This window comes from Pseudomonas cyclaminis, assembly GCF_015163715.1.
In the GTDB taxonomy this organism is placed as follows: Bacteria; Pseudomonadota; Gammaproteobacteria; order Pseudomonadales; family Pseudomonadaceae; genus Aquipseudomonas; species Aquipseudomonas cyclaminis.
In genome coordinates this window covers 1-22,875 of the sequence record NZ_JADDUM010000019.1, presented here as the reverse complement: position 1 = coordinate 22,875, position 22,875 = coordinate 1, and the positions used below count along the sequence as shown (strand labels likewise).

The following is a 22,875-nucleotide window of genomic DNA, read 5'->3' as shown; positions in this document are numbered from 1 at the left end:
GCGGGCCGTGAAGAAAAAGACCAGTGCAACTCATCCAACTGTAGGTCGGACGCAAAAGCGAGTGGTGATTTTGGCCATGCCGCCCATAGATGCGCTCGACGTGGTTGGACCCGCAGATGTGTTCGCCTTTGCGAATAGTCTGTACGACAGGGAGGCTGCCCCCTACGTACTTGAGTTGGTTTGTTCGGATGCTAATGAACATCTGGAGAACAGCACCGGCTTCAAACTCACAGCGCACAGGACGCTTGCGCAAGAGCGCCTCGAAAACAAAGCAATCGACACGTTGATCGTGGCTGCGGGCTGGGAAGTAATGGGTCAGCTTGATGAGGCGGCTATCACATGGATTGGCTCGCAGTCCGAGACGGTGAGGCGCCTGTGTTCGATAAGTGTAGGTGCGTTCGCACTTGCCGAGGCAGGAGTCCTGGAGGGGCGCAAGGCCACGACGCATTGGCAGATGACGCGCGCGCTGGCTGAGCGCTATCCAAATGTACAGGTTGATCCAGATCTGATCTGGGTCAAAGACGGTAATGTGTACACGTCGGCTGGCACATCCGCCGGGATCGATCTTGCACTGGCATTGGTTGGCGAGGATTTAGGCGATGACGTCGCTTTGGACATTGCGAAAAACCTGCTCCTGTTCTTGCGGCGTCCTGGTGGACAGGCACAGTTCAGTGTCACCAGTCGGTCGCAGGATGTACCCGGTACGAATCTGGGTGAGCTATGCCAGTGGATCAGGGAAAATCTAAATTCGGAACTGTCAGTCGAAGCACTGGCCGGCAGGCTTTCCACAAGCATCAGGACGTTATTACGCATGTTCCAGCAAGAGCTGCAGACTTCGCCGGCAAAGTACGTCGAGGACGTTAGGGTGGAAGCAGCCTGCAGAGAACTTGAGCTTGGAGGGCAGTCGATATCAGAAGTCGCGCGTCGCTGTGGTTACCACAGTGTGGATGTCTTAAGGAATGCATTTGTGCGACGTCTTGGGGTTAGCCCAACGGAATACGCACAACGTTTCTCCCGAAATGGCGAGTTGACCTAAGCGTTGTAAATAGTCAGAGCTCTAGGGGGCTTGTATCTCTACCAGTTTCCCATCGCCGTTTATGTCAATGGTTTCAGCGTCGTCATTGGATTGCTCGGCAGTGCAGTCCAGCAGGTGATACTGCAATCCAGCCCACCCAAGTAGTTGCCGTACCATCTAACGTGATCTGCCGCTAGTCGATCAGACGCCCACGTTTCAGCGGTGTTTCGCGAGAGTCTTCGATCAGGGCTGAGGATGGTTTTAGTTTGTCCCCATATGAAAAAAATTGAATGGCGCTACGCAGCCCGCTCTTTTGGTGCGGGAGCAGTAGGCCAAGCACTGATCACCGACTGCAGAAACTGCTCGGATAACTCAGGCTTGTTCAACGCCCTGGCATCAGCATGGCCCCTGCGATCGATGACAGGATGCGCAGCGATTCCAGATACTTCTCGTCATGGCTTTCCCCATCGACCAACGCCATCAACGTTTCGATCAAGCGTTCGACGCCTTTGGTGAAGGAAACACTGACGGTCCCACCCGTGCGGGCCACGTCGGCGCCCAGCGCGGGGATAGGGCAGCCCTCGGTCCAGTTATCAAGATGCGCTTGCGTCAAGTAACCCTTGATCAGTTCGGGAATGGATTTGGCGTTTTGCCAGTCCTGGATATTGGACTCGAACGTCCGACTGACGGCCTCTGAGGCTAGTTGTTCCTTGCCGCCCGGAAACTGTCCGTAGAAGCCGCCATGGGTCAGGCCCACGGAGCGCGACAGTTCACCAATGCCGATGCCATCGATGCCCTTTTCCCGATACAGCCGGGACGCAGCCGTGAGGATCGCTTCTTTGTTCGCGGCGGCCTGGTCTTTTGTGACTTTCATGAGACTGCTCCTGTAGCCCAGTCGGTTGCACTTGGGAAAAGCGTCGCTGAGAGGCTGGTATTTATTATGGGCGTCATATAAGGTCGTTGCAATGGCTTTGCCCGAATCGACGCAAGTCTGTCGGATCCCGAGCCTGTGGCTCAAGTTGAAAATCTCTACGTGGACCGGACTCATGAATCGTAATGATCTGCGCAGTATCGATCTGAACCTGTTGGTGGTGTTCGAGGCGCTCATCCAGGAACGTAATCTCACCCGCGCCGCCAAGCAATTATCCTTGGGCCAGCCTGCGGTCAGCGCGGCGCTGGTGCGTTTGCGCAAGCTGTTCAACGACCCTTTGTTCGAGCGCATCGGTCGCCGGATGGTGCCCACTAAGCGAGCGTTGAATGCTGCGCAGGCGTTGGGGCCGGCGCTGGATTCCGTTTGTACCGTGCTCACCAATACCAAGGTTTAAGCGGGATCGATCCTTTTTTTACCCTTAAACATGATGGTCATCATTATTGGTGATAGCCAACTTCACTCCGTTCAATTCGTCGCGACCTCGCGCGACGCCGAGAATCCGGAAATTCCCAAACCGTCTGGCGGACACTACCTATGGAACAGTCACTCAAACCTTTGCGTTATCCCCTTGCTGCACTGGCGTTGGTAGTGCTTACCGCGTGTGAACGCACACCCAATCCCGCCCAGGCGCCGGGTGCGCCGCACGTCACCGTGGCCAAGGTGCTGGAGCAACCCATTACCGAATGGGACGAAGTCACCGCCCGCCTGGAAGCGCCGGAAACCGTCGAGGTTCGTCCTCGGGTAACCGGGCAGATTGATCGCGTAGCCTTTAACGACGGCGCGCTGGTGAAGAAGGGCGATTTGCTGTTCCAGATTGACCCACGCCCGTTCGAACACGAAGTGCATCGCATCGAGGCGCAGCTGCAACAGGCGCGCGCCACCCTGGTCCGCACCGGCAACGAAGCGCAGCGGGGCCAGCGCTTGTTGAGCAGTAACGCGATCTCCGCCGAGCTGGCCGACACCCGCACCACCACCGCGCAGGAAGCCCGGGCCGGGGTCGATGCCATTCAGGCGCAGTTGGACCTGGCGCGCTTGAACCTCAGTTTCACCCGCGTCACCGCACCGATCACTGGCCGGGTCAGCCGGGCGGAAATCACCGCCGGCAATATCGTGACCGCCGACACCACACCGCTGACCAGTGTGGTCTCCACCGACAAGGTCTACGCCTATTTCGATGCGGACGAACGCATGTTCCTCAAATACAGCCTGCTTTCCCGCCAGGGGCAGCGCGGTCAAGCCACGCCGGTGTACATGGGTTTGTCGAACGAGGAGGGCAACAGTCACCTCGGGCAGATGAACTTTGTCGACAACCAGGTCAATCCGAAAACCGGCACCATTCGTGGTCGCGCGGTGTTCGATAACGCTGACGGGCAGTACACCCCCGGTCTGTATGCGCGCTTGAAACTGGTGGGCAGCGCCGCCTATCCCGGCCTGCTGATCAAAGATGAAGCGGTGGGCACCGACCTCGGAAAAAAATTCGTGCTGGTGGTCGATCAGGACAATAAGGCTGTTTATCGCAGCGTCGATTTGGGACCGAAACTTGAAGGTTTACGCATCGTGCGCAGCGGTCTGCAAAAAGAAGATCGTATCGTCATCAACGGCCTGCAGCGCGTGCGGCCCGGCGCGGTGATCAGTCCTGAGGATGCGCCAATGGCGAGTCCTGAAGTCGTGTCGATCCTTGAGCAAAAACGTCAGGCGATTGAAGCCTCCCATCAGCCGGTTTCCACGCAATCACCTGCACTGGTGAAAGCGGAAGCAGCCGCCGCACCTCGCGGATAAGGAGCACCGACATGAAGTTTTCCCAGTTCTTTATCACGCGACCGATCTTCGCGGCGGTACTGTCGCTGCTTATCCTGATTGCCGGCGCGATCTCGCTGTTCCAGCTGCCGATCAGCGAATACCCAGAAGTGGTGCCACCCACCGTGGTCGTCCACGCCAACTACCCCGGCGCCAACCCGAAAGTCATCGGTGAAACCGTGGCCGCGCCGCTGGAGCAGGCGATCACCGGCGTCGAGAACATGCTGTACATGTCCTCGCAATCCACCGCTGACGGCCGACTGACTCTGACTGTGACGTTCGCCCTGGGTACCGATCTGGACAACGCCCAGGTCCAGGTGCAGAACCGTGTGACCCGCACCGAGCCCAAGCTACCCGAGGAAGTGACGCGCATCGGCATCACCGTCGACAAGGCGTCTCCCGAGCTGACCTTGCTGGTGCATTTGGTGTCGCCGGACAAGCGCTACGACATGCTCTACCTGTCCAACTACGCGATTCTCAACGTCAAGGATGAGCTGTCGCGCCTGGACGGTATTGGTGACGTGAAGATGTTCGGTATCGGCGATTACTCGCTGCGTATCTGGCTCGATCCGAACAAGACCGCTTCACGCAATCTGACTGCGACCGACGTGGTTAACGCAGTGCGCGAGCAGAACCGTCAGGTCGCTGCCGGGCAACTGGGTTCGCCGCCAGCGCCAAACGCCACGAGCTTCCAGATGTCGATCAACTCCCAAGGGCGTTTGGTCAGTGAGGAAGAGTTCGAAAACGTCATCGTCCGCGCCGGCCCGAACGGCGAAATCACCCGCCTGAAAGACATTGCCCGGATCGAGCTGGGTTCCAACCAGTACGCCTTACGCGCCTTGCTCAATAACGAGGAAGCGGTGGCGATGCCGATCTTCCAGCGTCCGGGGTCCAACGCCATCGACATCTCCAACCAGGTGCGGGCGAAGATGGCCGAGCTGAAGAAAAACTTCCCGGAAGGCATGGACTACGAAATCGTCTATGACCCGACGATCTTCGTGCGCAGCTCCATCGAAGCGGTGGTTCACACCCTGTTTGAAGCGCTGATCCTCGTGGTGCTGGTGGTGATTCTGTTCCTGCAAACCTGGCGCGCTTCGATCATTCCGCTGGTGGCGGTGCCGGTGTCGCTGATCGGTACGTTTGCCGTGATGCACCTGTTCGGGTTCTCGCTGAATGCGCTGTCGCTGTTCGGGCTGGTGCTGGCCATCGGGATCGTGGTCGACGATGCGATCGTGGTGGTGGAGAACGTCGAACGCAACATCGAGTCGGGGCTGGAACCGGTCGAGGCGACCAAAAAAGCCATGGGCGAAGTGACCGGCCCGATCATCGCCACGGCGCTGGTGCTGTGTGCGGTGTTCGTCCCTGCGGCGTTTATCTCGGGCTTGACCGGGCAGTTCTACAAGCAGTTCGCCCTGACCATCGCCATCTCCACCGTGATCTCGGCGTTCAATTCCCTGACCTTGTCGCCGGCATTGGCCGCAGTGTTGCTCAAGGCCCACGGCGCACCGAAAGACCGCTTTTCGAAAGTGCTGGATCGCCTGCTGGGTGGCTGGTTGTTCAAGCCCTTCAACCGTTTCTTCGACAAGGCCAGCCATGGCTATGTGATTGCCGTGGCCAAGGTCATTCGGGGCAGCAGCGTGGCGTTGTTGGTCTACGCCGGCCTGATCGCCATGACCTACATGGGCTTCAGCACCACGCCCACCGGTTTCGTGCCGACCCAGGACAAAAAGTACCTGGTGACCTTCGCCCAATTGCCGGACGCCGCCAGCCTGGATCGCACCGAAAACGTGATCCGGCGCATGAGCACCATCGCCATGAACGAGCCAGGTTTCGACAGCGCCGTAGCGTTTCCGGGCCTGTCGATCAACGGCTTCACCAACAGCCCGAACGCCGGTATTGCCTTCATCGGTTTGCGGCCGTTCGATGAGCGTAAAGACCCGAGCCTGTCAGCCGGGGCGATTTCCGCTTCGTTGAACGCCAAGTTCGGTGGCATCCAGGACGCCTACATCGCGGTGTTCCCGCCGCCGCCCGTCCAGGGCCTGGGCACCATCGGTGGTTTCCGCTTGCAGATCGAAGACCGGGGCAACCTGGGTTACGAAGAGCTGTACAAAGAGACCATGAACATCATCGGCAAGAGCCGCAGTGTTCCGGAACTGGCGAATCTGTTCACCAGTTACACGGTCAACGTGCCCCAGGTTGACGCCGCCATTGACCGGGAAAAAGCCAAGATCCACGGCGTGGCCATCAACGACATCTTCGACACGTTGCAGGTGTACCTGGGCTCGCTGTATGCCAACGACTTCAACCGTTTTGGCCGGACTTATCAGGTCAACGTGCAGGCCGAGCAACAGTTCCGCCAGGAGCCGGAGCAGATCGGTCAGTTGAAAGTACGCAACAACAAGGGCGAGATGATCCCGCTGGCGACCTTCGTCAAGATCAGCCCGACCTCCGGACCTGACCGCGTCTCCCACTACAACGGCTTCGTCACCGCGGAAATCAACGGCAGCGCCGCGCCGGGCTACAGCTCCGGCCAGGCCCAGGCAGCGATTGAAAAGTTGCTGAAAGAAGAACTGCCCAACGGCATGACCTACGAATGGACCGACCTGACCTACCAACAGATTCTGTCCGGTAACACGGCGCTGCTGGTGTTCCCGCTCTGCGTGCTGTTGGCGTTCCTGGTCCTCGCGGCGCTGTACGAGAGCTGGAGCCTGCCATTGGCGGTGATCCTGATCGTGCCGATGACCCTGCTGTCGGCGATTGCCGGGGTGATCATTTCCAAGGGCGACAACAACATCTTTACCCAGATCGGCCTGATCGTGCTGGTGGGCCTGGCCTGCAAGAACGCGATTCTGATCGTCGAGTTCGCCAAGGATAAACAGGAGCAGGGCATGTCGCCGCTGGATGCCGTCCTGGAAGCCTGTCGCATGCGGTTGCGGCCGATCCTGATGACGTCCTTCGCCTTCATCATGGGCGTGATCCCGTTGGTGACGTCCACCGGTGCCGGCTCGGAAATGCGCCGGGCGATGGGGGTGGCGGTGTTCTCCGGGATGCTCGGCGTGACCTTCTTCGGCTTGCTGCTGACGCCGGTGTTCTTCGTGTTGATTCGCCGCGCCATCGAGCGCAAGAACGCGCGCAAAGCGGTTCGCATTAATCCAACTCATTCGCTGAATTCGGAGGCTCACTGATGAACGCTTTCAAGCTGTTTTTACCCAGCCTTCTGGTCGCCGCACTGGCCGCTTGTACCGTGGGCCCCGACTACAAAACCCCCGACACCGCGCCGGCCACCCTGGTGTCGATCCAGGGCGGGCACTACGATCAATCGCGGTTTGAAACGGTGTGGTGGCAGCAGTTCGATGACCCGACGCTCAACCAATTGGTGAGCAAATCCCTGGAAGGCAACCGCGACTTGCGTGTCGCGTTTGCCCGCTGGAAAGCGGCCCGGGCGATTCGCGATGACGTCAGCAACGACAATCTGCCGGTGGTCACCAGCCGCGTCAGCAGCCAACAAGGCAAAGGGCAAGTGCCGGGCCAGACCGAGAACCGGGTCCATCAGGAACGCTATGACCTGGGCCTGGACATGGCCTGGGAAGTCGATTTGTTTGGGCGGATCCAGCGCCAACTGGAATCCAGCGATGCCCAGGAAGACGCCGCCGCAGCGGACTTGTATCAGCTTCGCGTAACCATGATTGCCGAACTGGTGGACGCCTACGGCCAACTACGGGGCGCTCAACTGCGGGAAAAAATCGCCCTGGCGAACCTGAAAAATCAGCAGGACTCGCGCACTGTGACGGTGAGCCTGCGCGACGCCGGTGTGGGCAATGAACTGGACGTGGTGCGGGCCGATGCCCGACTGGCCGCGGTCGAAGCGACGGTGCCGCAACTTCAGGCGGAGCAGGTGCGGGAGAAAAACCGCATTGCCACGCTGTTGGGTGAGCGCCCGGATAAATTGAGCGTGTCGCTCAATCCCGCCGACTTGCCCGCCATCGCCAAGGCCCTGCCGATCGGTGACCCCGGCGAGTTGTTGCGCCGGCGTCCCGATGTCCTTGCCGCGGAGCGCAGGCTGGCATCCGCTACAGCGGATATCGGCGTGGCCACTGCCGACTTGTTCCCTCGGGTCAGCTTGAGCGGCTTCCTCGGCTTCACCGCCGGCCGTGGTTCACAGATTGGCTCCAGCGCTGCCCGGGCCTGGAGCTTGGGTCCGAGCATTACCTGGGCGGCATTTGACCTGGGCAGCGTGCGGGCGCGCATTCGCGGTGCCAACGCCAACGCCGAAGGGGCCTTAGCCACCTATGAACAGCAAGTCTTGCTGGCGCTGGAAGAGTCGGAAAATGCGTTCAGTGACTATGGCAAACGCCAACAACGCCTGCTGTCGCTGATCAAACAAAGCGAGTCGAGCCGCGCCGCTGCAGACCTCGCGGCCATTCAGTACAAGGAAGGGACCGTGGATTTTCTGGTATTGCTGGATGCGCAACGCGAGCGACTCAATGCCGAAGATGCCCAGGCCCTCGGTGAAACCGACCAGTACCGCGGCATCGTTGCGATCTATAAAGCCTTGGGAGGAGGGTGGAATAGCGGCAGTGGCGACGTTGCGGCGATTAACTGAATAGAACCTAAATATGCCTTAGTGAATTCTGGGTATAAATCTTGCGCAAGTGAGGCTTTTTTGAGTACAAAAAAGGGCCTTTCTTAGGTCCTTTTGTTAGGGGCACAAAAATCGTTTCAAGGCGTGGGCCAAAACCGCATAAGACTCTCAATATTAAGCTGGCGTGTTGAAATGCAGTCTTGCTCTTTCTATTTTCACATCATTATCCATGGGGTCGGCGTCGTAGGTGACAGAACTAGCGTCAATGAACTGCTGGCCCGGCTCAAGCCGACGTAAAGTAGGCAGCGATTTTTCTCCGCCGCAGAGAAGTGATGGGCATCACAAGGAATCAGCAGCGCGTTGGCGCATTCAAGACCTTTGGCCTTGTGAATGGTACTTATAGCGCGGAGCGGTATGGACGGCTGCATTTGAACTCTTTGGCTGCGCAGCTGCGAGTAGCCCTGTTCCGGCTCATCGAAACTTCCCAGCTTGAGCGCCTCATGAAACTCGCGTCGAAGATCTATTTTTACACAGGAGAAAGCCTCTTCGTCTCTTATAAATCCATGTAATAAGTTCAAGGCCGTTCCAACCCCTCTATGGTCAGGGGTTTCCAGAAGACAGAGTCCCAATCTCTGAATTAATGCCGGCTTGCCACGGCATCTAACCGCGCATCCCGTTTGGACTTCCTGCTTCAAGCGATTTCCAAAGCTAGACGGCGTGAAACCAATACCAATCTCTCCAATGAAATCGCAAAAGGCTCCGGCCAACGCATTAGCGTTTCCAGCATGCTGACGGCAACTGATTGCGAGTAGTGATAATGCTGATCGGGTAAAGCCCTCCCATATCGGAATGGTACGCCCCCACATAGCATTCAGACTGCGGATTGTCGCGTTGTGAGCAGAAAGAATGAGAAGTCCTCCGTTTCTTCGTGTCACGCTATTGATCTGCCGACCTTCCTCTCTGGAAACCTGATACTGGCCATGTCGCTGAGCTTGGTTGTCAGCCTCAATTATTGAAAGGCCTCGTGGAAGCTGACCTCGCAAATCTAAAGCGTTTCCTTGGCGTAGCATCTCGCGCGCTTCCAGAGTCCACTCGCCCAACGCGCGCGAGCCTTGATCCCAGCGATGTGGATAGTCCAAAAGCTCTGTGGCGTTGCTAGCTCCCAGGAGCCGCTCCCACCTGGTGGTAGTCTCAGCGTTAGAACCGTAGATAGCCTGCATTGGATCTGCAAACACGATCAGCCGAGATCCGGCAATACCGATGGCCATAATGACTCCGTGTTGTCCCTCGTTCGCGTCTTGGTGCTCATCACAGATAACAATGGGGTACCTGCTTGCCAGTGCTCCGCATATGGCAGATGACCGGTCCAGTAACGCAGAGACTTTACGAGCTAGCTGATCAAAGCCGGTACCACCCTGAGCAAAAGCCCATACTGAAACGTCGGACGGCAGATTGAGCACGCGATGATAGGCCGTCGCGATTTGGACAATGAGAGAGTCTATAGTGCCGATCTGCACTCGCGAACCGACTCCTCTGGTTCTCGCGGCAAACACGCTACAAGCGGCGTGGGTATGAGTCAGAATCAAGATTCGTTGGCCTTGTCTGACCGTGCTTGCAGCTTCTCTTGCATACTCCGCTGCTTGGTAAGTTTTCCCGCAGCCCGCGGGAGCCTCTATGACGACTAAGCGGGCATCCGAACGAAGAGCCGCTGCAACGGAGGCATCGCTCATTGTTCAGCCTCTGGGAGAAGAGCAAGCCCAATACTGGTTCGAATAGCATTTAGGAACGGCACCATACGTGCCTGCAGGAGCGGCCATGTCTCAAGCGCGTGAATCTTGTCAGCTAATTCACGGCCGCCAGTTACAGACTTGAACCAAACGGAGGAATGCCCCTTATAAGGGTTTTTGATGCTTCTTTCAGCAGCCGCCAAACGCTCGGGGATCTGGCCTGTCGCAGCGGCAACAATCAAGTTTTTTAACTCTTGATCGGAGCGATCAGATATCAGGTCGAAATCAGCCACCTCGATCTCAAGCCGGTCGGCTAAGGTCCTCAGACGCATGCCTGTTTTTTCTGCAGCAGGGTCTTCGATGAGTTGAAATATGCGAGCTGGAGGTATCAGGGGAATAATATTTTCCTCCAGGCAACCTTGTTCCCATTGGAAGAGGAGATTGCCCATTCGATGCCTTAGCGTTCGCCAGCGTCCCTCGCACCGATCTTCAAAATCCGCGAAACCAGCAAATTTTAAACCGCCTGAAGACAGCGCCTCCAATAGACTTAAAACATTATCGTTCCCAGTTGCGTCGCTGATGTAAATACCATGATCGCGCCACTCCGGCACGTACCTATCCAATAGAGCTGCCAGGAAACCTACCTCTGTTGCGCCCTCTGCAACAATTGTAAGCCTGGATAGGAACGTCTCTGGGTCTGCCGATTGGTGCCGCTCAACTTTATCCCGAGGTAAGGCGCCAATCCTACCGGTCGAATCAATGTACCAAAGGGAAGCGGGTCCTGAGGCACTGACAACCGTGGAGCTGTGGGTCGTGACAAATGCTTGGCCTGCGCCTTCGATTAGCGTCTTCATCAGCTGTCGCTGTCGGTAGGGCTCCAACCCGCGCTCTAGCTCATCTAAGACTGTGATCGGATGGCCTTCCTGCAGGGAGTCAGCAATAGCCAACGCAGCTAATCGCCGAGTTCCCGATCCCCAACTGATTAGGGGAAGAGCGATTCCGTTTTTATCTGAAGTCAAGCCGACCAGTGCGTTGACCGACACTCCCGCATTGCCAACAAATGCCAGGCCTAACTCGGTTGGTAGCGATCTAAGCCCAAACAACTCGTCCAGTGCATCTAACTTTTCTCTGGCTGGCTGATCCAGATGTTGCTCAATTTGGTCAGACGCGATCTCTCTGCCGAAGCGTGCGCGCAGCCCTCGGTCAGCGAGCAGCCTGTCCAAACCGGCGCCGTACACCAGACGCAAATCGCGGTCGCTGCGATCATCTCCAGAGAGTTTAACGACCCCGATGGATCGACGAAGAGCCACTGACATCGAAACACAGGTGCCATCCGGCTGAGCTATTTCAAACGCCAGCTCCAGCTCAGCGGTACCCCTGACTCTTAACTTGTATACGGCCGGTCGGGGTGCTTGCTCAATATCTTCAGCAACTTCAGGGAGGACGGCATTGCTGCCATCCCATTCCCAAGGCCAAGCCATTGCTCCTTGTTGATTAATAGCGCCTTCACCGGGTAACGAAATCACTGTCTCAATGAGAAATTCGGCCGCTACATCACGATTCCAGTAATCAGCATCTGCCAAGGTGTAGCTGTTGGTTGGACTGAGAAGAAGAGCAATCGCTTCCAGTAACGTCGACTTCCCTACGTTACCTCCCCCAAGGATGACGTTGACCCCAGCGTTGGGGCGCCATTCCAAGGAATGGATGCCTCTGAAATTTTCAATTTTCAGGTAGTGAAAGCATGCGGCCATTAGGGTCCATCCTCTGTTCCTGTCTAGGGTAGACAGGAGTGAAGACGTGCACGCGATATCAGTCAATGCGCAGCTAAACAGTCTTTTTTACAGTGATCCCTCAGAACTGTGAGATTTATCCTGCCAGGATTCGATTGGTTACTTCATTTGGCCAGCTGGGTTCGGATTCCGTCACAGAAACTAATGACTTCGTTTTATTTTCTAATGACCACTGAAGGCATGGCAGGCAGTGATTTTAATAGACTATGTAAACCAAAAGTTTACAGTGACGCCTGTAGAAACCTTCGTCGGTATCGAGTGTTTGAGGCCTCTCAAAAAATCTGGTCTCCGAATTTGTGATTTATCCATTGGTTCCAGTCGGGAAATTCGATTAGGTCCAAATTTCAGCCATCGGCGGGATTAACCAGTATGCATTTCGATCGCGTCCAGACTCATCCATACGTCCCTTTACCTAACAACGCTCTCTCTGTCGCTATGATGGGAGGGCGCTGGAATGCTAGCATTTGACACCTACAAACATGGTCAAACTCTCTATCTGTCACTTAGTGGTGACCGTCGAGGCAGGCGGGGTGCTTTTAGTCTAACTGAACGTGCGTTCAAAGGGGCGGGGGCACAGTCCCTTCTTGGACAATTGCTAAATGTCACGGAGTGTTGGAAACAACCCATTGCTGGCTGTAGTGTATTTTAGTCGTCTTTTGGTTTTGTCGTCGCGTTGCATTCGAGAGTGCGCAATAATCCACTCTTTATATTGAGCAGCGCTTCTTTAGTGGATCTGAGTAGTTCTGAGGAACTTTGGCCGTTTGGTTTTTCTAGTAATCCGATAATTGAAATTACCTGAGTCGTGGTACTTTCTAATGACGCATCAATGGCAATAAATTTATCAATTTGATTGCCGAATCCTAGCTCGTCCCATGCAAGATCAATGTAATGTAAGAGGCTAAGCTCGCTAGCGTGGCCAGTTACAGTTGCTACTTTTCTAAGAATGGTTCGGTAGTCTGAATTTGTCATAAATTCTCTAGTTTTGGCTTCTGCTCGGAGATAAAACTCTAGATGAATTGCAACTTGCTTTGTAATGAAGCGGTGGCGAAACATAGACATGCAGCACTGGTAGTTTCCTAGTCCGGCAAATTTGGATAGCCGATTGAACTCCGACTCCATTACTCGCTCAGACGTGGCGTTTCCGTTAACGCTCAAAAAAACTCGATCCAGTGGAGTTGCATTGCCACCTGAAGCTCTAATCGCTTGTAAAATAATTCTTCTATGTTTTTTTATGAATACTGTTAGTCGTATGGCAACGCTAGGCTGAAGTGGAATTATGCGCTCAATTTGTCGGCGCCGTTTCAAAGTCACTAGCGTCAAAGTATGTGATTTATCGCAGTCTTCATTTTTGGAAACACTAAGTCGAGAAAGTTCACCGGGCCGTGCGCCTGTAGCTTCCAATAGTTCTAGCAGCAACTCGCGCCTGGCTTTAAGGTAAATATCAATTGTAGAACCGAAATCGCGGTTTTTTGCCCAGTATGGTGGATTGACCGGCTTTGCTGTCATGCTAGATACTGCAGCCCAAAGAGCATTGCGCTTGAGGCTTGATATTGGGCGTTTTGGTTCTTTTACGTCTCTTGGAGGGAGTGAGTGATACACAAGCTGAATGTGAGAAGTGTTCAGGCGATGATCGAATATCTTGCGCTCTTTCAGTCGAATGCGAAACCCTGGTCCTTTTCCGATTAAACGAACGTCAACTATGATTTCGTTCTGAATCCAAAGTAAGAACTCAACGGTAGAAGCAATTATTGCCCGAACGGTGTTGTTGTCACGAGCTCTATTTAGTGGTGAGTTTTTTCTACTGTCTGACATTAATGATACTATTAGTTTGTCAATGTCAGTGTTGTCCAGCTCCCAGAAGTCACGCTGAGTATTCCAGCAATAGCGGATCAGGTGAATTAGTTTTGAGACTATTGCTCTTAGACTTCCACCGTCCTCCCTGGTTGAAGATCCTAGTCGAAATTTATGTATTAGGAAAAGTTCAATCATCGTACATGGTGTACCATTAGGCCATGTTACGGCAAATGTGGCAGGCATCGTTGAAATCATAGGTGTATATGTGCCACGCAAGGGGTCATGACTTGAGTAGCAAGTTACATCTACCTGCTTTAGTAAAAAAAAATTAGCTTTGTTGTTCATTGTCATTTGCTAGCGTAATGCGTTTCAGAGAGAATACTGCAAGGTGTTGGTTTATAAAGCTTGCCAATTCAGGTTCGGTCTTTACAAGTATGTGCATTCGTTGAAGAAGTGACTCGTAGGCAATTTGAACTCTTATTCGGTATCTTCTCTCTAGGTCTAGAGCATTTTGTAGTTCTATTAATTGCTGCTTCTGATTTTCTTTGTTTCTGTGTTTTGTAATAATCCCATGGCTTCCAGTTTTATAGATAGTCAAATAGGCCTTGCGCAACGAATCTAATTTTCGCCAGCCACCATCTTCTATAAATTGATTTGCACTTGATTTAAGCGTATTCAATGCCATTGATCCGATTCCCTCGGATGGATAAATGTAACTTGCGAAACTCCCTTGCGAATAACATGCCTTGGATAGCGACGCAGGGGCACTTTTATTGTCTTGTAGGGCTTTGGTGAGGATCTTGAGCCTGGCGAGTGTGCTGCCGCGGTTATCCATGATTGTCTACCTTAGTTTTTGCAGGCGACACTCTGAAGGAGATTTCCGTATTCAATCCGCCATCGGGGCATTTAATCGAATGGGGCATAATTTCGAATTCATGAGTTTCAAACTGAAGTTCAAGCCAGTCCTTTAGGATAGACTCGTCAATCCATGAAACATCACGAACAGAAAAATGCGTGCAAACTGCCTGGTAAAGAGCATCAACATTTTTGGTCCCCGTCGGTGTCCCTAATTCCTGATACTCACGTAGAATTTTGCTAGCGTATTCGGCCTCTAGGGCCGGTAACTCTTCTCCCGGAAAATTGGCTTGGATGTATGCATATATATGAGATACATCGTCATGCCCTGCTATCCAACGGGATGCATCTAGGCTCGCGTAGCGAAAAGACCAGAAGAAAGTAATCAAAAAGCTTTTTCTCATCTCATGCACACGTAAGTACCATCGGCGCCCTTGCGGGTCTGGGGCAATTGCAACGTAATCACAAAAGGCGTCAAATATCTGGAGAAGTCGTGTTGAAGATGGTATGGAAACGCTTGCTTCGAAGACTCCGAACGACGGCAACGTAACCAGTGAATCAAGAAACCATGGATCACTAGTTCCCAGGATTTTTTTTATTCCGTTTGTAAGGCGTTGAAGGAGTTGTATAGCTCGAGCGGAAATAGCCGGTATTGGCCGCGAGTTTTGTAGAAGAACTCCATTGATGTATTTTTTTCTTATATCTTGTCTTAGCCAGTATCCGTCACCTGAAACGAATTGAATGCAGTTGTTCTTTAGCGAGCGAAACTCTGATTCACGCATCGGTTTTGTCATTGTTACTATAATAGTAATTGCACCGATTAATACTGTTATCGCATCCATTAGAGACGGTGATTTTCTAAGTTTTTCAAAAGCCTTTTTTCCTTTTATACTTCCATAGCAACCCATTCCCTTGATGTTAAGATGGGAAATTGATTCTGGGAAGGGGATACTTGAGATGATATCTTCACGCTTTTTTGTAAATTGTTTAGAAAAAAAAGCGAGCTCAGCTGCAGAAGGGTTTTCGACTCCAGGAGCCGGTGCGGATACCAATAAACCATGCTCATATAATGTTTTGTATGCTTCTAAAAAAACAGAAACTAAATCTTCTCCGTATAAATGTACCCATCGTAGTGCTTCATTGGTATATGTCATTGCAATAGGTAATGGTATCCATGGCGTGTGTTTTGCCGCGCTAGTCAGAGTAATGATTTTTTGCCTGATCTCCTTTGTATTAAAGGTCATTGGGTTTGGGCAGATTTTTGGTAGGTGGCGGTACAATGCTATTATATATTTGATGTCGGAAAGATATTTATCTAGCGTTTTTTCCGATATTAGTTGCGATTTTGCTTCGCTTTTGGTGGCTGTACGTTGAGTTGGAAATTCACGGCGGCATGTTGATCCACTAATGATGAGATCACTGCCGGTAATTGAAAAATTCTCGCTGGATTGAAATTGAAGAAGAAATGCGCGCCATTTTGGACCTCCTGAAACTGTGTCCGCGTCGACGTCAATCAGTTGAGCAACAGAGGAAGGGCTTAATACCTTTTTTCCTACTGATCGATCTTTATTGACCATGTAACCTTTGTCGGTAAGCCATCTAGATACCAGAAAACACGTTTCTATAGAGAGGTCTAATGGTTCGTCCAACTCTTCTTGAAAAGGTGCTCGATCGAGAGCTAAGGGGAATAATGATATAAGAAGGCGCTCAGGGTAACGGAGGGCAAATGCAGTACCTCCTTTAGCCAGGTCATTGAATAGATTTATAAAGTGTTGCTGCTTCAACTGTGTAAGGGAGTGCTTGCAGGGATCGAGTTCATTGCCGTGTACAAACATCCATCTGACTAAAAAATTGAGGCTCCATATAAATGATTTTAAAGTCGTCAGTGTCGCAGGGCCTCCGGGTAGCTCTCGCACTAAAAAGGTAAGTCGTTGTATGTCATGTAGTAATTTTCGATTCTTTGGGTCGACTAAGTTTGAGCCGTCATATAGTTTGGTTGACCATTTATATTCGTAGTGGTCCTTCAATGTGCCGTCCACATACCTGGTTTCTTCGCCTTTTCTTAGCTGCCATATCTCAGCATGAATTGAAGAAATTAACCAAGGTGCAGTGTAGTCACCGTTGTAGATTTTAGTTGCAGAATTCGCTTCCTCTAGGAGGGCTAAAAGCTGACATTGCTCTAATGTCGAAAAGTTTTCCGGAAAGCTATTGATATTTATTTTGCTCATGAACTTTTCCTCGGCGAGCAATAATTAAATAATGCTGAGTATCCTTGGGAGCACAATTTAGAGGGATTGATTAATCATTGCAGTCCACTTTTTCCTATTAATTGGGTCGTCTGAATAAGATCTGGCTATTTCATGACATGCTACGTATTCAGTGTTTTTATCTAACGGTAATTGTGATTGAAGAAGATCTGCAAGTGAAATGAGGTGCCTGGGCGTTAAACCAGTTATGATATCCGCCTTGTCTAAAATATCACTGGATAAACCTATATCGATTACGGCTGCTTGATATGAATAGAGAGCTGATAGCCCCGCCCTGCTTATGCCGATGTGCAAGTGAGCATTATTGTCTGCAATGTTGAAATCTTCATCGACTAAAATACCTAGTCTGGTGTGTAGTAGTTTCGATAGTGGTGAGTCTGTTTCGCTATGTAGCATTAGCATGTCGCGAAGGAAAGTATGAAGCTCGGCGATACTGCTGAAATCCGTTATTTCTAGTAAGTAGTCTTCATTTGCGGTTGCGACTGAAAGCCAAAGGTTTTGAAAGCGTCTAATTATGCGTACATTCCACGCATCCAGTAATGCTTTTGGTATGTAATGTTGAAGCACAACTTTTTCGGTGTTGCCCAGTACTCTAGCAACAGCGCGCATACTTTTTGTTTTGAACCAAGCCAACACTCCCTGAGTGTTGCGGATTTTCACGAAAGATAGCGTGCCGGCTGTTAATCCAACGGCTGGTAATTCTGGGTATACAGATCCGAGCCACACTTTTTTTTTCGAGTCACTGCCCCTGAGAAAGGCGCTGTATGTTGAAGATGTCGTGCAAGATATTTTCATAAAGCTGCAAGGCAAAAATAGTAGCGATGCCCTGGAGTCACCATTTTCCCGCATTTTTCTGCGCACGGGATCATAGGCCTCTATTAAGGTTGATATGATTTCGTAAGCTAGTGGATCTAATTCTTCCAGCTTCATGGATTTAGCACGATGTTTTTTAACTTCGTATGAGTATCCTTTTTCAGAAACATCTAAGTAGTTCTTATTGTCACGATTTACGATTTCCGAAAACAACAAAGCGCTCATTGTCCATGACGGCTGTAGTATCATTAAAAGCGCTGTTAATGCTGCTACATCGAAATGACTGATCCTTCCTTGCCACCAGAGTAGAACAGAGCGATTAGACCATCCTCCCGAATTATACGGCGCAGAAGGAGCCCCAGTAAGCTTGGCAACATGCTCAAATGAACCGAATGAGCACTGTCTAGGAATTAAGCTGTTTTCGGGGGATATGCTGTTTTTTCGGAGTGTATCATCTGATGGTGCAATTCCATCATAGTGGTGATGAATTACAGCCAAGTAATTAGCTAGACCTTCCAGAGAACTAGGGTAGGCTGGATGGTTTTTTGGTTCTTTGGTTGGGTGAGCATTGATGAGTGAGAGTAAATTTGGCCAGTCGACTAAGTCGATTAATTTTTTACCAAACTCCATATTGGATTTAATATATTTCCAATGTTTAATGAGTGCTTCTTTTAAAATGTGATTTCGGTTTGAGAGTGTTTCTCTCAGCTCTTCAAGGTATTGTGCGTCTGTTCGTGAAATATTTATCGAACAAATTAGCTTGTCTACCACATTGCCTGGTCCAATGGGCTTCATTGCCGACTGACCCAGTACCCGATCTTTATATGGGTCGATATCAACTGAGTCCAGAGTGTCTCGAACCGGTGGTAAATAAGTCGATATGGGAATCACGCCACCTTCGACAAGTTGTCCTAGGTAAAAGCGAATCGAAACCCAATCGTTGGAGCAACGGTTTTTTAAGCTAGATCTGCTGTTTACGCGACTGAGAACATAGCGGTGGATATCGGTGACAAGGATTTGCCAGTCCTCAGGATTACTAGGTAGTTGCTTGAATTTTAAATGGGTGAGTGTTTCACCGAGCAATCTCAACCTGGACATATGTCCACGAATGCTGGCAATTGACATCAGCCGGATAGGGCCAAGGATTATTTTGAGCAGTTGGTCAAGATTTTCGCCAAGCACCATCAGTGGAGAGAGGTCAGCTTTAGCCGTTTTTCCCCGCTCATTAGCGTAACAACAGATCAATTGACCTTCCACGACCTGTATGGAGACATCCATTGCATGCTCCCTGATTTGTCAGAATCAGATTGTCATTTTTTTTCTTTTCGTCGTATCAGCTTAGAGTAGAGCTCCCTCAGTTCAAGGCCATTCGTCTTTTTCTTGTTTTTTTGACAAAATTTACTGCTTGGAAAAGATCCCGTGCACAAACACTTCCAGCTCCATGGCCGGCACCTGCTGGCGGATTTCTTCGATCTCTTCCAGAGACAGTTCCCGCGACAGGATCACCCGGCAAATCCCTTGCTGCTGCCAGAACCCCACGCTGGCCCAGTTCACCGTGTTGGCCTGCACCGACAAGTGAATCGGCATCATCGGGAAATGCCGGCGCACCAGCATGATCAGGCCGGGGTCGGACATGATCAACGCGTCCGGGCCCATGGCAATGACCGGGGCCAGGTCCTTGAGGAAGGTTTTGAGCTTGGCGTTGTGCGGCGCGATGTTGACCACCACGTAGAAGCGCTTGCCCTGAGCATGAGCCTCGTCAATGCCGAGGGCCAGGTGGGCGTGGTCGAATTCGTTGTTGCGCACGCGCAGGCTGTAGCGCGGCTGGCCGGCATAGACCGCATCGGCGCCGTAGGCGAAGGCGTAGCGCATGTTTTTCAGGGTGCCGGCGGGGGCGAGCAGTTCGGGGGCGATGACAGGAGGCATGGGCTTGGGTCGCAAAAAAGCGCGAGGGTAGATGAAGCGGCGCAGGGCTTTATTGATCTGGGTCTACGCTTAGCGCAACAAAGATGGCACTCCCAGGAGTTGCGGCGGACTAAGCACCGGGACGCAAACGCGCGCCCTGCTTTTTTGACATGGACCGAACATGAATCAAACCAACCTGCAATTCAAAACCCTGTTGCTGCTGCTGGTCCTGGTGACCGTCGCCTTTATCTGGATATTGCTGCCGTTCTACGGTGCGGTGTTCTGGGCGGTCATCCTCGGCATCATCTTTGCGCCCATGCAGCGCCGCCTGCAGCAGCGGTTCGGCTGGAACCGCAACCTGACGTCACTGGCCACCTTGATGGTGTGCCTGGTGATCGCGATCCTGCCGGTGATCATCACCAGCGCCTTGCTGGTGCAAGAGGGCGCAACGCTCTACAAAAACGTTGAAAGCGGCAAGCTCGACGTGGCCGGTTACATCGAGCAGTTCAAGAACTTCCTGCCGCCGTATTTCCAGCATTTGCTGGACCGTTTTGGCATGGGCAACCTTGAAGGCCTGCGCGAGAAAATCGTCAAGAGCGCGATGCAGGGCAGCCAGTTCTTCGCCACCCAGGCGTTCAGCTTCGGCCAGGGCACGTTTGATTTCCTGGTGAGCTTTTTCATCATGCTGTATTTGCTGTTTTTCCTGCTACGCGACGGCCCGGAACTGGTACGTAAAGTGCGCACGGCGGTGCCGCTGGCCGAGCCGCAGAAGCGCCGGTTGCAGCTCAAGTTCAATCGGGTGGTGCGCGCCACGGTCAAGGGCAACGTGCTGGTCGCCGTGACTCAAGGCGCGCTGGGTGGTTTGATCTTCTGGTTCCTGGACATTCCCAGCGCGTTGCTCTGGGCGGTGTTGATGGCGTTCCTGTCATTGCTGCCGGCGGTGGGCGCGGGGATTGTGTGGGGGCCGGTGGCCGCCTACTTCCTGCTCAGCGGTTCGATCTGGCAGGGCGTGGTGCTGGGCTTGTTTGGCGTGTTTGTGATCGGGCTGGTGGACAACGTGCTGCGCCCGATCCTGGTGGGCAAGGACACCAAGATGCCGGACTACCTGATCCTGATCTCGACCCTGGGCGGCCTGTCGGTGTTTGGCCTCAACGGATTTGTGATCGGGCCGCTGGTGGCGGCGCTGTTCATGTCCAGTTGGGCGCTGTTCGTGGAGAGCAAGCCGCGGGTCAAGCTGCCGTTGCCATAAACCTCAGGCGTGGAGCCGGAAATTCGAGGCGTGTTGCCGTTGTTTTTCGGCGGCGGACAGGGAAGTGAGCGGGCCGCTGATGGTTTCGCCATCGCGTACCAGGTACCAGCAGGCGAGCAAACCCAGCTCCCGAAGCGGGGCGGGGACGGCGCTGCCGATGACGGACATGATTTGAACAGTGGGCATAAGGACCTCCAATCGCTATGGGGGTCACCTTACGGGGCCTGGCGGCTTAGGAAAAATCACCTGGCTCAATAGTCGACATCAACAAAACGCGTCAGTCGACCACCTGGTCGAGCATGCTCACCACTTCCTGCTCATTGAGCAGGCCTTTGCGCACCAGGTTTTCTGCCAGCAACGCCAGGAACTTTGCAGTGCGGTGGCCTTCCAGGTGCTTGAGCTCCGTGAGGGCGCTGTAGACCTTGCTGGACGTACAGAGGCCAGCGGTGCGGTGCGGGTTTTGTGTGGGCATGGTCTGTCGTCCTTGTTGTTATTGGGTGGACCGGATCGATAGTGGGAGTGTGTGGTGACACAAACATGACAGCGTACGCCCCGGTCGGGCAAGTAGACTTTCGACCTTAATAATGTGGGATTACCGCTTGGCCATTGTCCTCAGAGCGACCTTGGCACGATAAATCCGGACGTCGTATACAAAAAAAGGCCCCGCTTGTAGGGCGAGGCCTGTGTCTGACATCACGATAAGGGCTTACCAACCGCGACGGTAGTAGCCGTGGGGAGGGCCGTAATAACCACGCGGTGGGCCGTAATAGACCGGTGCCGGGCGGTAATAAACCTCTTGCTGCACATACACCGGTGGGGGCGGTGCGTAGTAGACCGGCGGTGGTGCGGCATACACCGGCTGCGGCTGCACGTAGACCGGCTGCTGCACATAGACCTCACGGGGTTGGCTGGCAACCACGGAGCCCACCACGGCGGCGCCGACCAGTGCACCCAAGACGGCCGGGCCACCCCATCCACCACCGTGGGCGGAGGCTTGGCCGGCCATAGCGAGTGCACCTACCAGCAAGGCGATCTTGGGGATTTTACGAATCATGGTCATTCCTCGGTTGGCCCCTGCGCTTGTGGTCTGCAATCAATAGACTCAAGTAATGTCGCGGGGATACTTTTAAGACAACATATTTCTGAAAAACAGCACGGCCGCTAGGTAAAGGTTGTGTAAGGTCTGTACCGATTTGCTTACTCAAAGGAGTTATCCATGCAGATGCACCCCAACAAGGACACCCAGCTGTGCATGTCACTGTCGGCCCGCCCCGGGAATTTTGGCCTGCGGTTTCATAACCACCTGTACGAACAGTTGGGTCTGAATTTCTACTATAAGGCGTTCAGCAGCCAGGATTTGCCCGGCGCGATCGGCGGTATCCGGGCGCTGGGCATTCGCGGGTGCGGGGTGTCGATGCCGTTCAAGGAGGCCGCCATTGCCTTAGTGGACGAACTTGACGATTCGGTTCAAGCCATCGCCTCCCTCAACACCATCGTCAATACCGATGGGCACCTGAAGGCCTACAACACCGATTACATCGCCGTTGAGCAACTGCTGAAAAAGCACGCTGTGCCGAAAGATTCCACCTTCGCCCTGCGCGGCAGCGGCGGCATGGCCAAGGCCGTGGCCAGCGCCTTGCGTGACGGGGGATATGCCAAGGGCGTGATCGTGGCGCGCAATGAAGTCGCGGGCAGGGCGCTGGCGCAGAGCCTGGGGTATGAGTGGCGGGCGGAACTGGGCGACTTGCGGCCGCAGATGCTGGTCAACGTCACACCGATTGGCATGACCGGCGGCGCGGAGGCGGATGCATTGGCGTTTGAAGCGGATGCGGTTGATAACGCGCAGACCGTGTTCGATGTAGTGGCGATCCCCGCCGAAACACCGTTGATTGTGCGTGGGCGGGCTCAAGGCAAGCGGGTCATTACCGGGCTGGAAGTGATTGCAATCCAGGCGTTGGAGCAGTTTGTGCTTTATACCGGGGTGCGGCCAACCCAGGATCAATTCGAAAAAGCCGTGGCCTTCGCCCGGAGCTGAAGATTGCTGGTAATCAGAAGCTGAAGACTGCTGGTAATCAAATGTGGGAGGGGGCTTGCCCCCGATAGCGGTGGTTCGGTCAATACATTCATTGCCTGATACACCGCCATCGGGG

At 53.3% G+C, this 22,875-nt stretch carries 16 protein-coding genes and 2 pseudogenes; 7 read left to right on the top strand and 11 right to left on the bottom strand.

The window, feature by feature from the left end; translation table 11 throughout:
* The first annotated feature begins 7 nt into the window (after positions 1-7).
* Positions 8-1,036, top strand: a complete 1,029-nt coding sequence (locus IQK56_RS02140) for a GlxA family transcriptional regulator (protein ID WP_008075257.1) — start codon at positions 8-10, stop codon at positions 1,034-1,036.
* 275 nt (positions 1,037-1,311) lie between these two features.
* Here the strand turns inward: IQK56_RS02140 and IQK56_RS02135 are convergent.
* Positions 1,312-1,889, bottom strand: a pseudogene (locus tag IQK56_RS02135) (TetR/AcrR family transcriptional regulator).
* Positions 1,890-2,061: 172 nt separating this feature from the next.
* Here IQK56_RS02135 and IQK56_RS02130 point away from each other — a divergent pair.
* The 4 genes from IQK56_RS02130 (at position 2,062) to IQK56_RS02115 (ending at position 8,346) form a co-directional block, all read left to right on the top strand.
* Positions 2,062-2,340 carry a LysR family transcriptional regulator gene (locus tag IQK56_RS02130; protein ID WP_024777185.1) on the top strand — a complete coding sequence of 93 codons (279 nt, stop codon included), beginning with the start codon at positions 2,062-2,064 and terminating at the stop codon, positions 2,338-2,340.
* A gap of 140 nt (positions 2,341-2,480) precedes the next feature.
* The gene (mexE, locus tag IQK56_RS02125) at positions 2,481-3,725 is read left to right on the top strand and encodes a multidrug efflux RND transporter periplasmic adaptor subunit MexE (protein WP_193861962.1); all 1,245 of its coding nucleotides are present in this window, start codon (positions 2,481-2,483) and stop codon (positions 3,723-3,725) included.
* A gap of 11 nt (positions 3,726-3,736) precedes the next feature.
* On the top strand, positions 3,737-6,928 hold the full coding sequence (locus IQK56_RS02120; RefSeq protein ID WP_193861963.1) for an efflux RND transporter permease subunit: 3,192 nt from the start codon (positions 3,737-3,739) through the stop codon (positions 6,926-6,928).
* Positions 6,928-8,346 carry an efflux transporter outer membrane subunit gene (locus tag IQK56_RS02115; protein WP_193861964.1) on the top strand — a complete coding sequence of 473 codons (1,419 nt, stop codon included), beginning with the start codon at positions 6,928-6,930 and terminating at the stop codon, positions 8,344-8,346. Before IQK56_RS02120 ends, IQK56_RS02115 begins: the two co-directional genes overlap by 1 nt.
* 194 nt (positions 8,347-8,540) lie before the next feature.
* Here the strand turns inward: IQK56_RS02115 and IQK56_RS02110 are convergent, their stop codons facing one another.
* The 7 genes and pseudogenes from IQK56_RS02110 to IQK56_RS02080 all read right to left on the bottom strand — a co-directional run.
* Positions 8,541-10,055, bottom strand: coding sequence for a UvrD-helicase domain-containing protein (locus IQK56_RS02110; protein WP_193861965.1), 1,515 nt, complete (start codon positions 10,053-10,055; stop codon positions 8,541-8,543).
* Complete coding sequence (locus IQK56_RS02105) at positions 10,052-11,803, bottom strand: ATP-dependent nuclease (protein ID WP_193861966.1); 1,752 nt, start codon at positions 11,801-11,803, stop codon at positions 10,052-10,054. The genes IQK56_RS02110 and IQK56_RS02105 overlap by 4 nt, the downstream gene beginning before the upstream one ends.
* A 684-nt stretch (positions 11,804-12,487) precedes the next feature.
* Positions 12,488-13,981 carry a tyrosine-type recombinase/integrase gene (locus IQK56_RS02100; RefSeq protein WP_193901520.1) on the bottom strand — a complete coding sequence of 498 codons (1,494 nt, stop codon included), beginning with the start codon at positions 13,979-13,981 and terminating at the stop codon, positions 12,488-12,490.
* Positions 13,965-14,471, bottom strand: a complete 507-nt coding sequence (locus IQK56_RS02095; RefSeq protein ID WP_193861968.1) for a hypothetical protein — start codon at positions 14,469-14,471, stop codon at positions 13,965-13,967. Before IQK56_RS02095 ends, IQK56_RS02100 begins: the two co-directional genes overlap by 17 nt.
* Positions 14,464-16,719 (bottom strand): hypothetical protein, encoded by a 2,256-nt coding sequence (locus tag IQK56_RS02090; protein ID WP_193861969.1) that lies wholly within the window; start codon positions 16,717-16,719, stop codon positions 14,464-14,466. Before IQK56_RS02090 ends, IQK56_RS02095 begins: the two co-directional genes overlap by 8 nt.
* Before the next feature lie 57 nt (positions 16,720-16,776).
* Positions 16,777-18,849: a hypothetical protein gene (locus IQK56_RS02085; protein ID WP_193861970.1), complete on the bottom strand. Its 2,073-nt coding sequence runs from the start codon at positions 18,847-18,849 to the stop codon at positions 16,777-16,779.
* A 138-nt stretch (positions 18,850-18,987) separates the two neighbouring features.
* Positions 18,988-19,497 (bottom strand): annotated as a pseudogene (locus IQK56_RS02080) (U32 family peptidase); the annotation flags it as partial.
* Between the two features lie 160 nt (positions 19,498-19,657).
* On the opposite strand from IQK56_RS02080, the gene IQK56_RS02075 reads away from it, so the two are divergent.
* Complete coding sequence (locus IQK56_RS02075) at positions 19,658-20,725, top strand: AI-2E family transporter (RefSeq protein WP_150761780.1); 1,068 nt, start codon at positions 19,658-19,660, stop codon at positions 20,723-20,725.
* A 3-nt stretch (positions 20,726-20,728) separates the two neighbouring features.
* Here IQK56_RS02075 and IQK56_RS02070 read toward each other — a convergent pair whose 3' ends face one another.
* The 3 genes from IQK56_RS02070 to IQK56_RS02060 form a co-directional block, all read right to left on the bottom strand.
* Positions 20,729-20,911: a hypothetical protein gene (locus tag IQK56_RS02070; protein ID WP_099584879.1), complete on the bottom strand. Its 183-nt coding sequence runs from the start codon at positions 20,909-20,911 to the stop codon at positions 20,729-20,731.
* A gap of 91 nt (positions 20,912-21,002) precedes the next feature.
* On the bottom strand, positions 21,003-21,197 hold the full coding sequence (locus IQK56_RS02065; RefSeq protein WP_032886687.1) for a hypothetical protein: 195 nt from the start codon (positions 21,195-21,197) through the stop codon (positions 21,003-21,005).
* 234 nt (positions 21,198-21,431) lie between these two features.
* On the bottom strand, positions 21,432-21,785 hold the full coding sequence (locus IQK56_RS02060) for a hypothetical protein (RefSeq protein WP_099584880.1): 354 nt from the start codon (positions 21,783-21,785) through the stop codon (positions 21,432-21,434).
* 156 nt (positions 21,786-21,941) lie between these two features.
* Here IQK56_RS02060 and IQK56_RS02055 point away from each other — a divergent pair, with 156 nt between their 5' ends.
* Entirely contained in the window at positions 21,942-22,760 is an 819-nt protein-coding gene (locus IQK56_RS02055) for a shikimate 5-dehydrogenase (RefSeq protein ID WP_193861971.1), read from the top strand.
* Positions 22,761-22,875 lie beyond the last annotated feature (115 nt).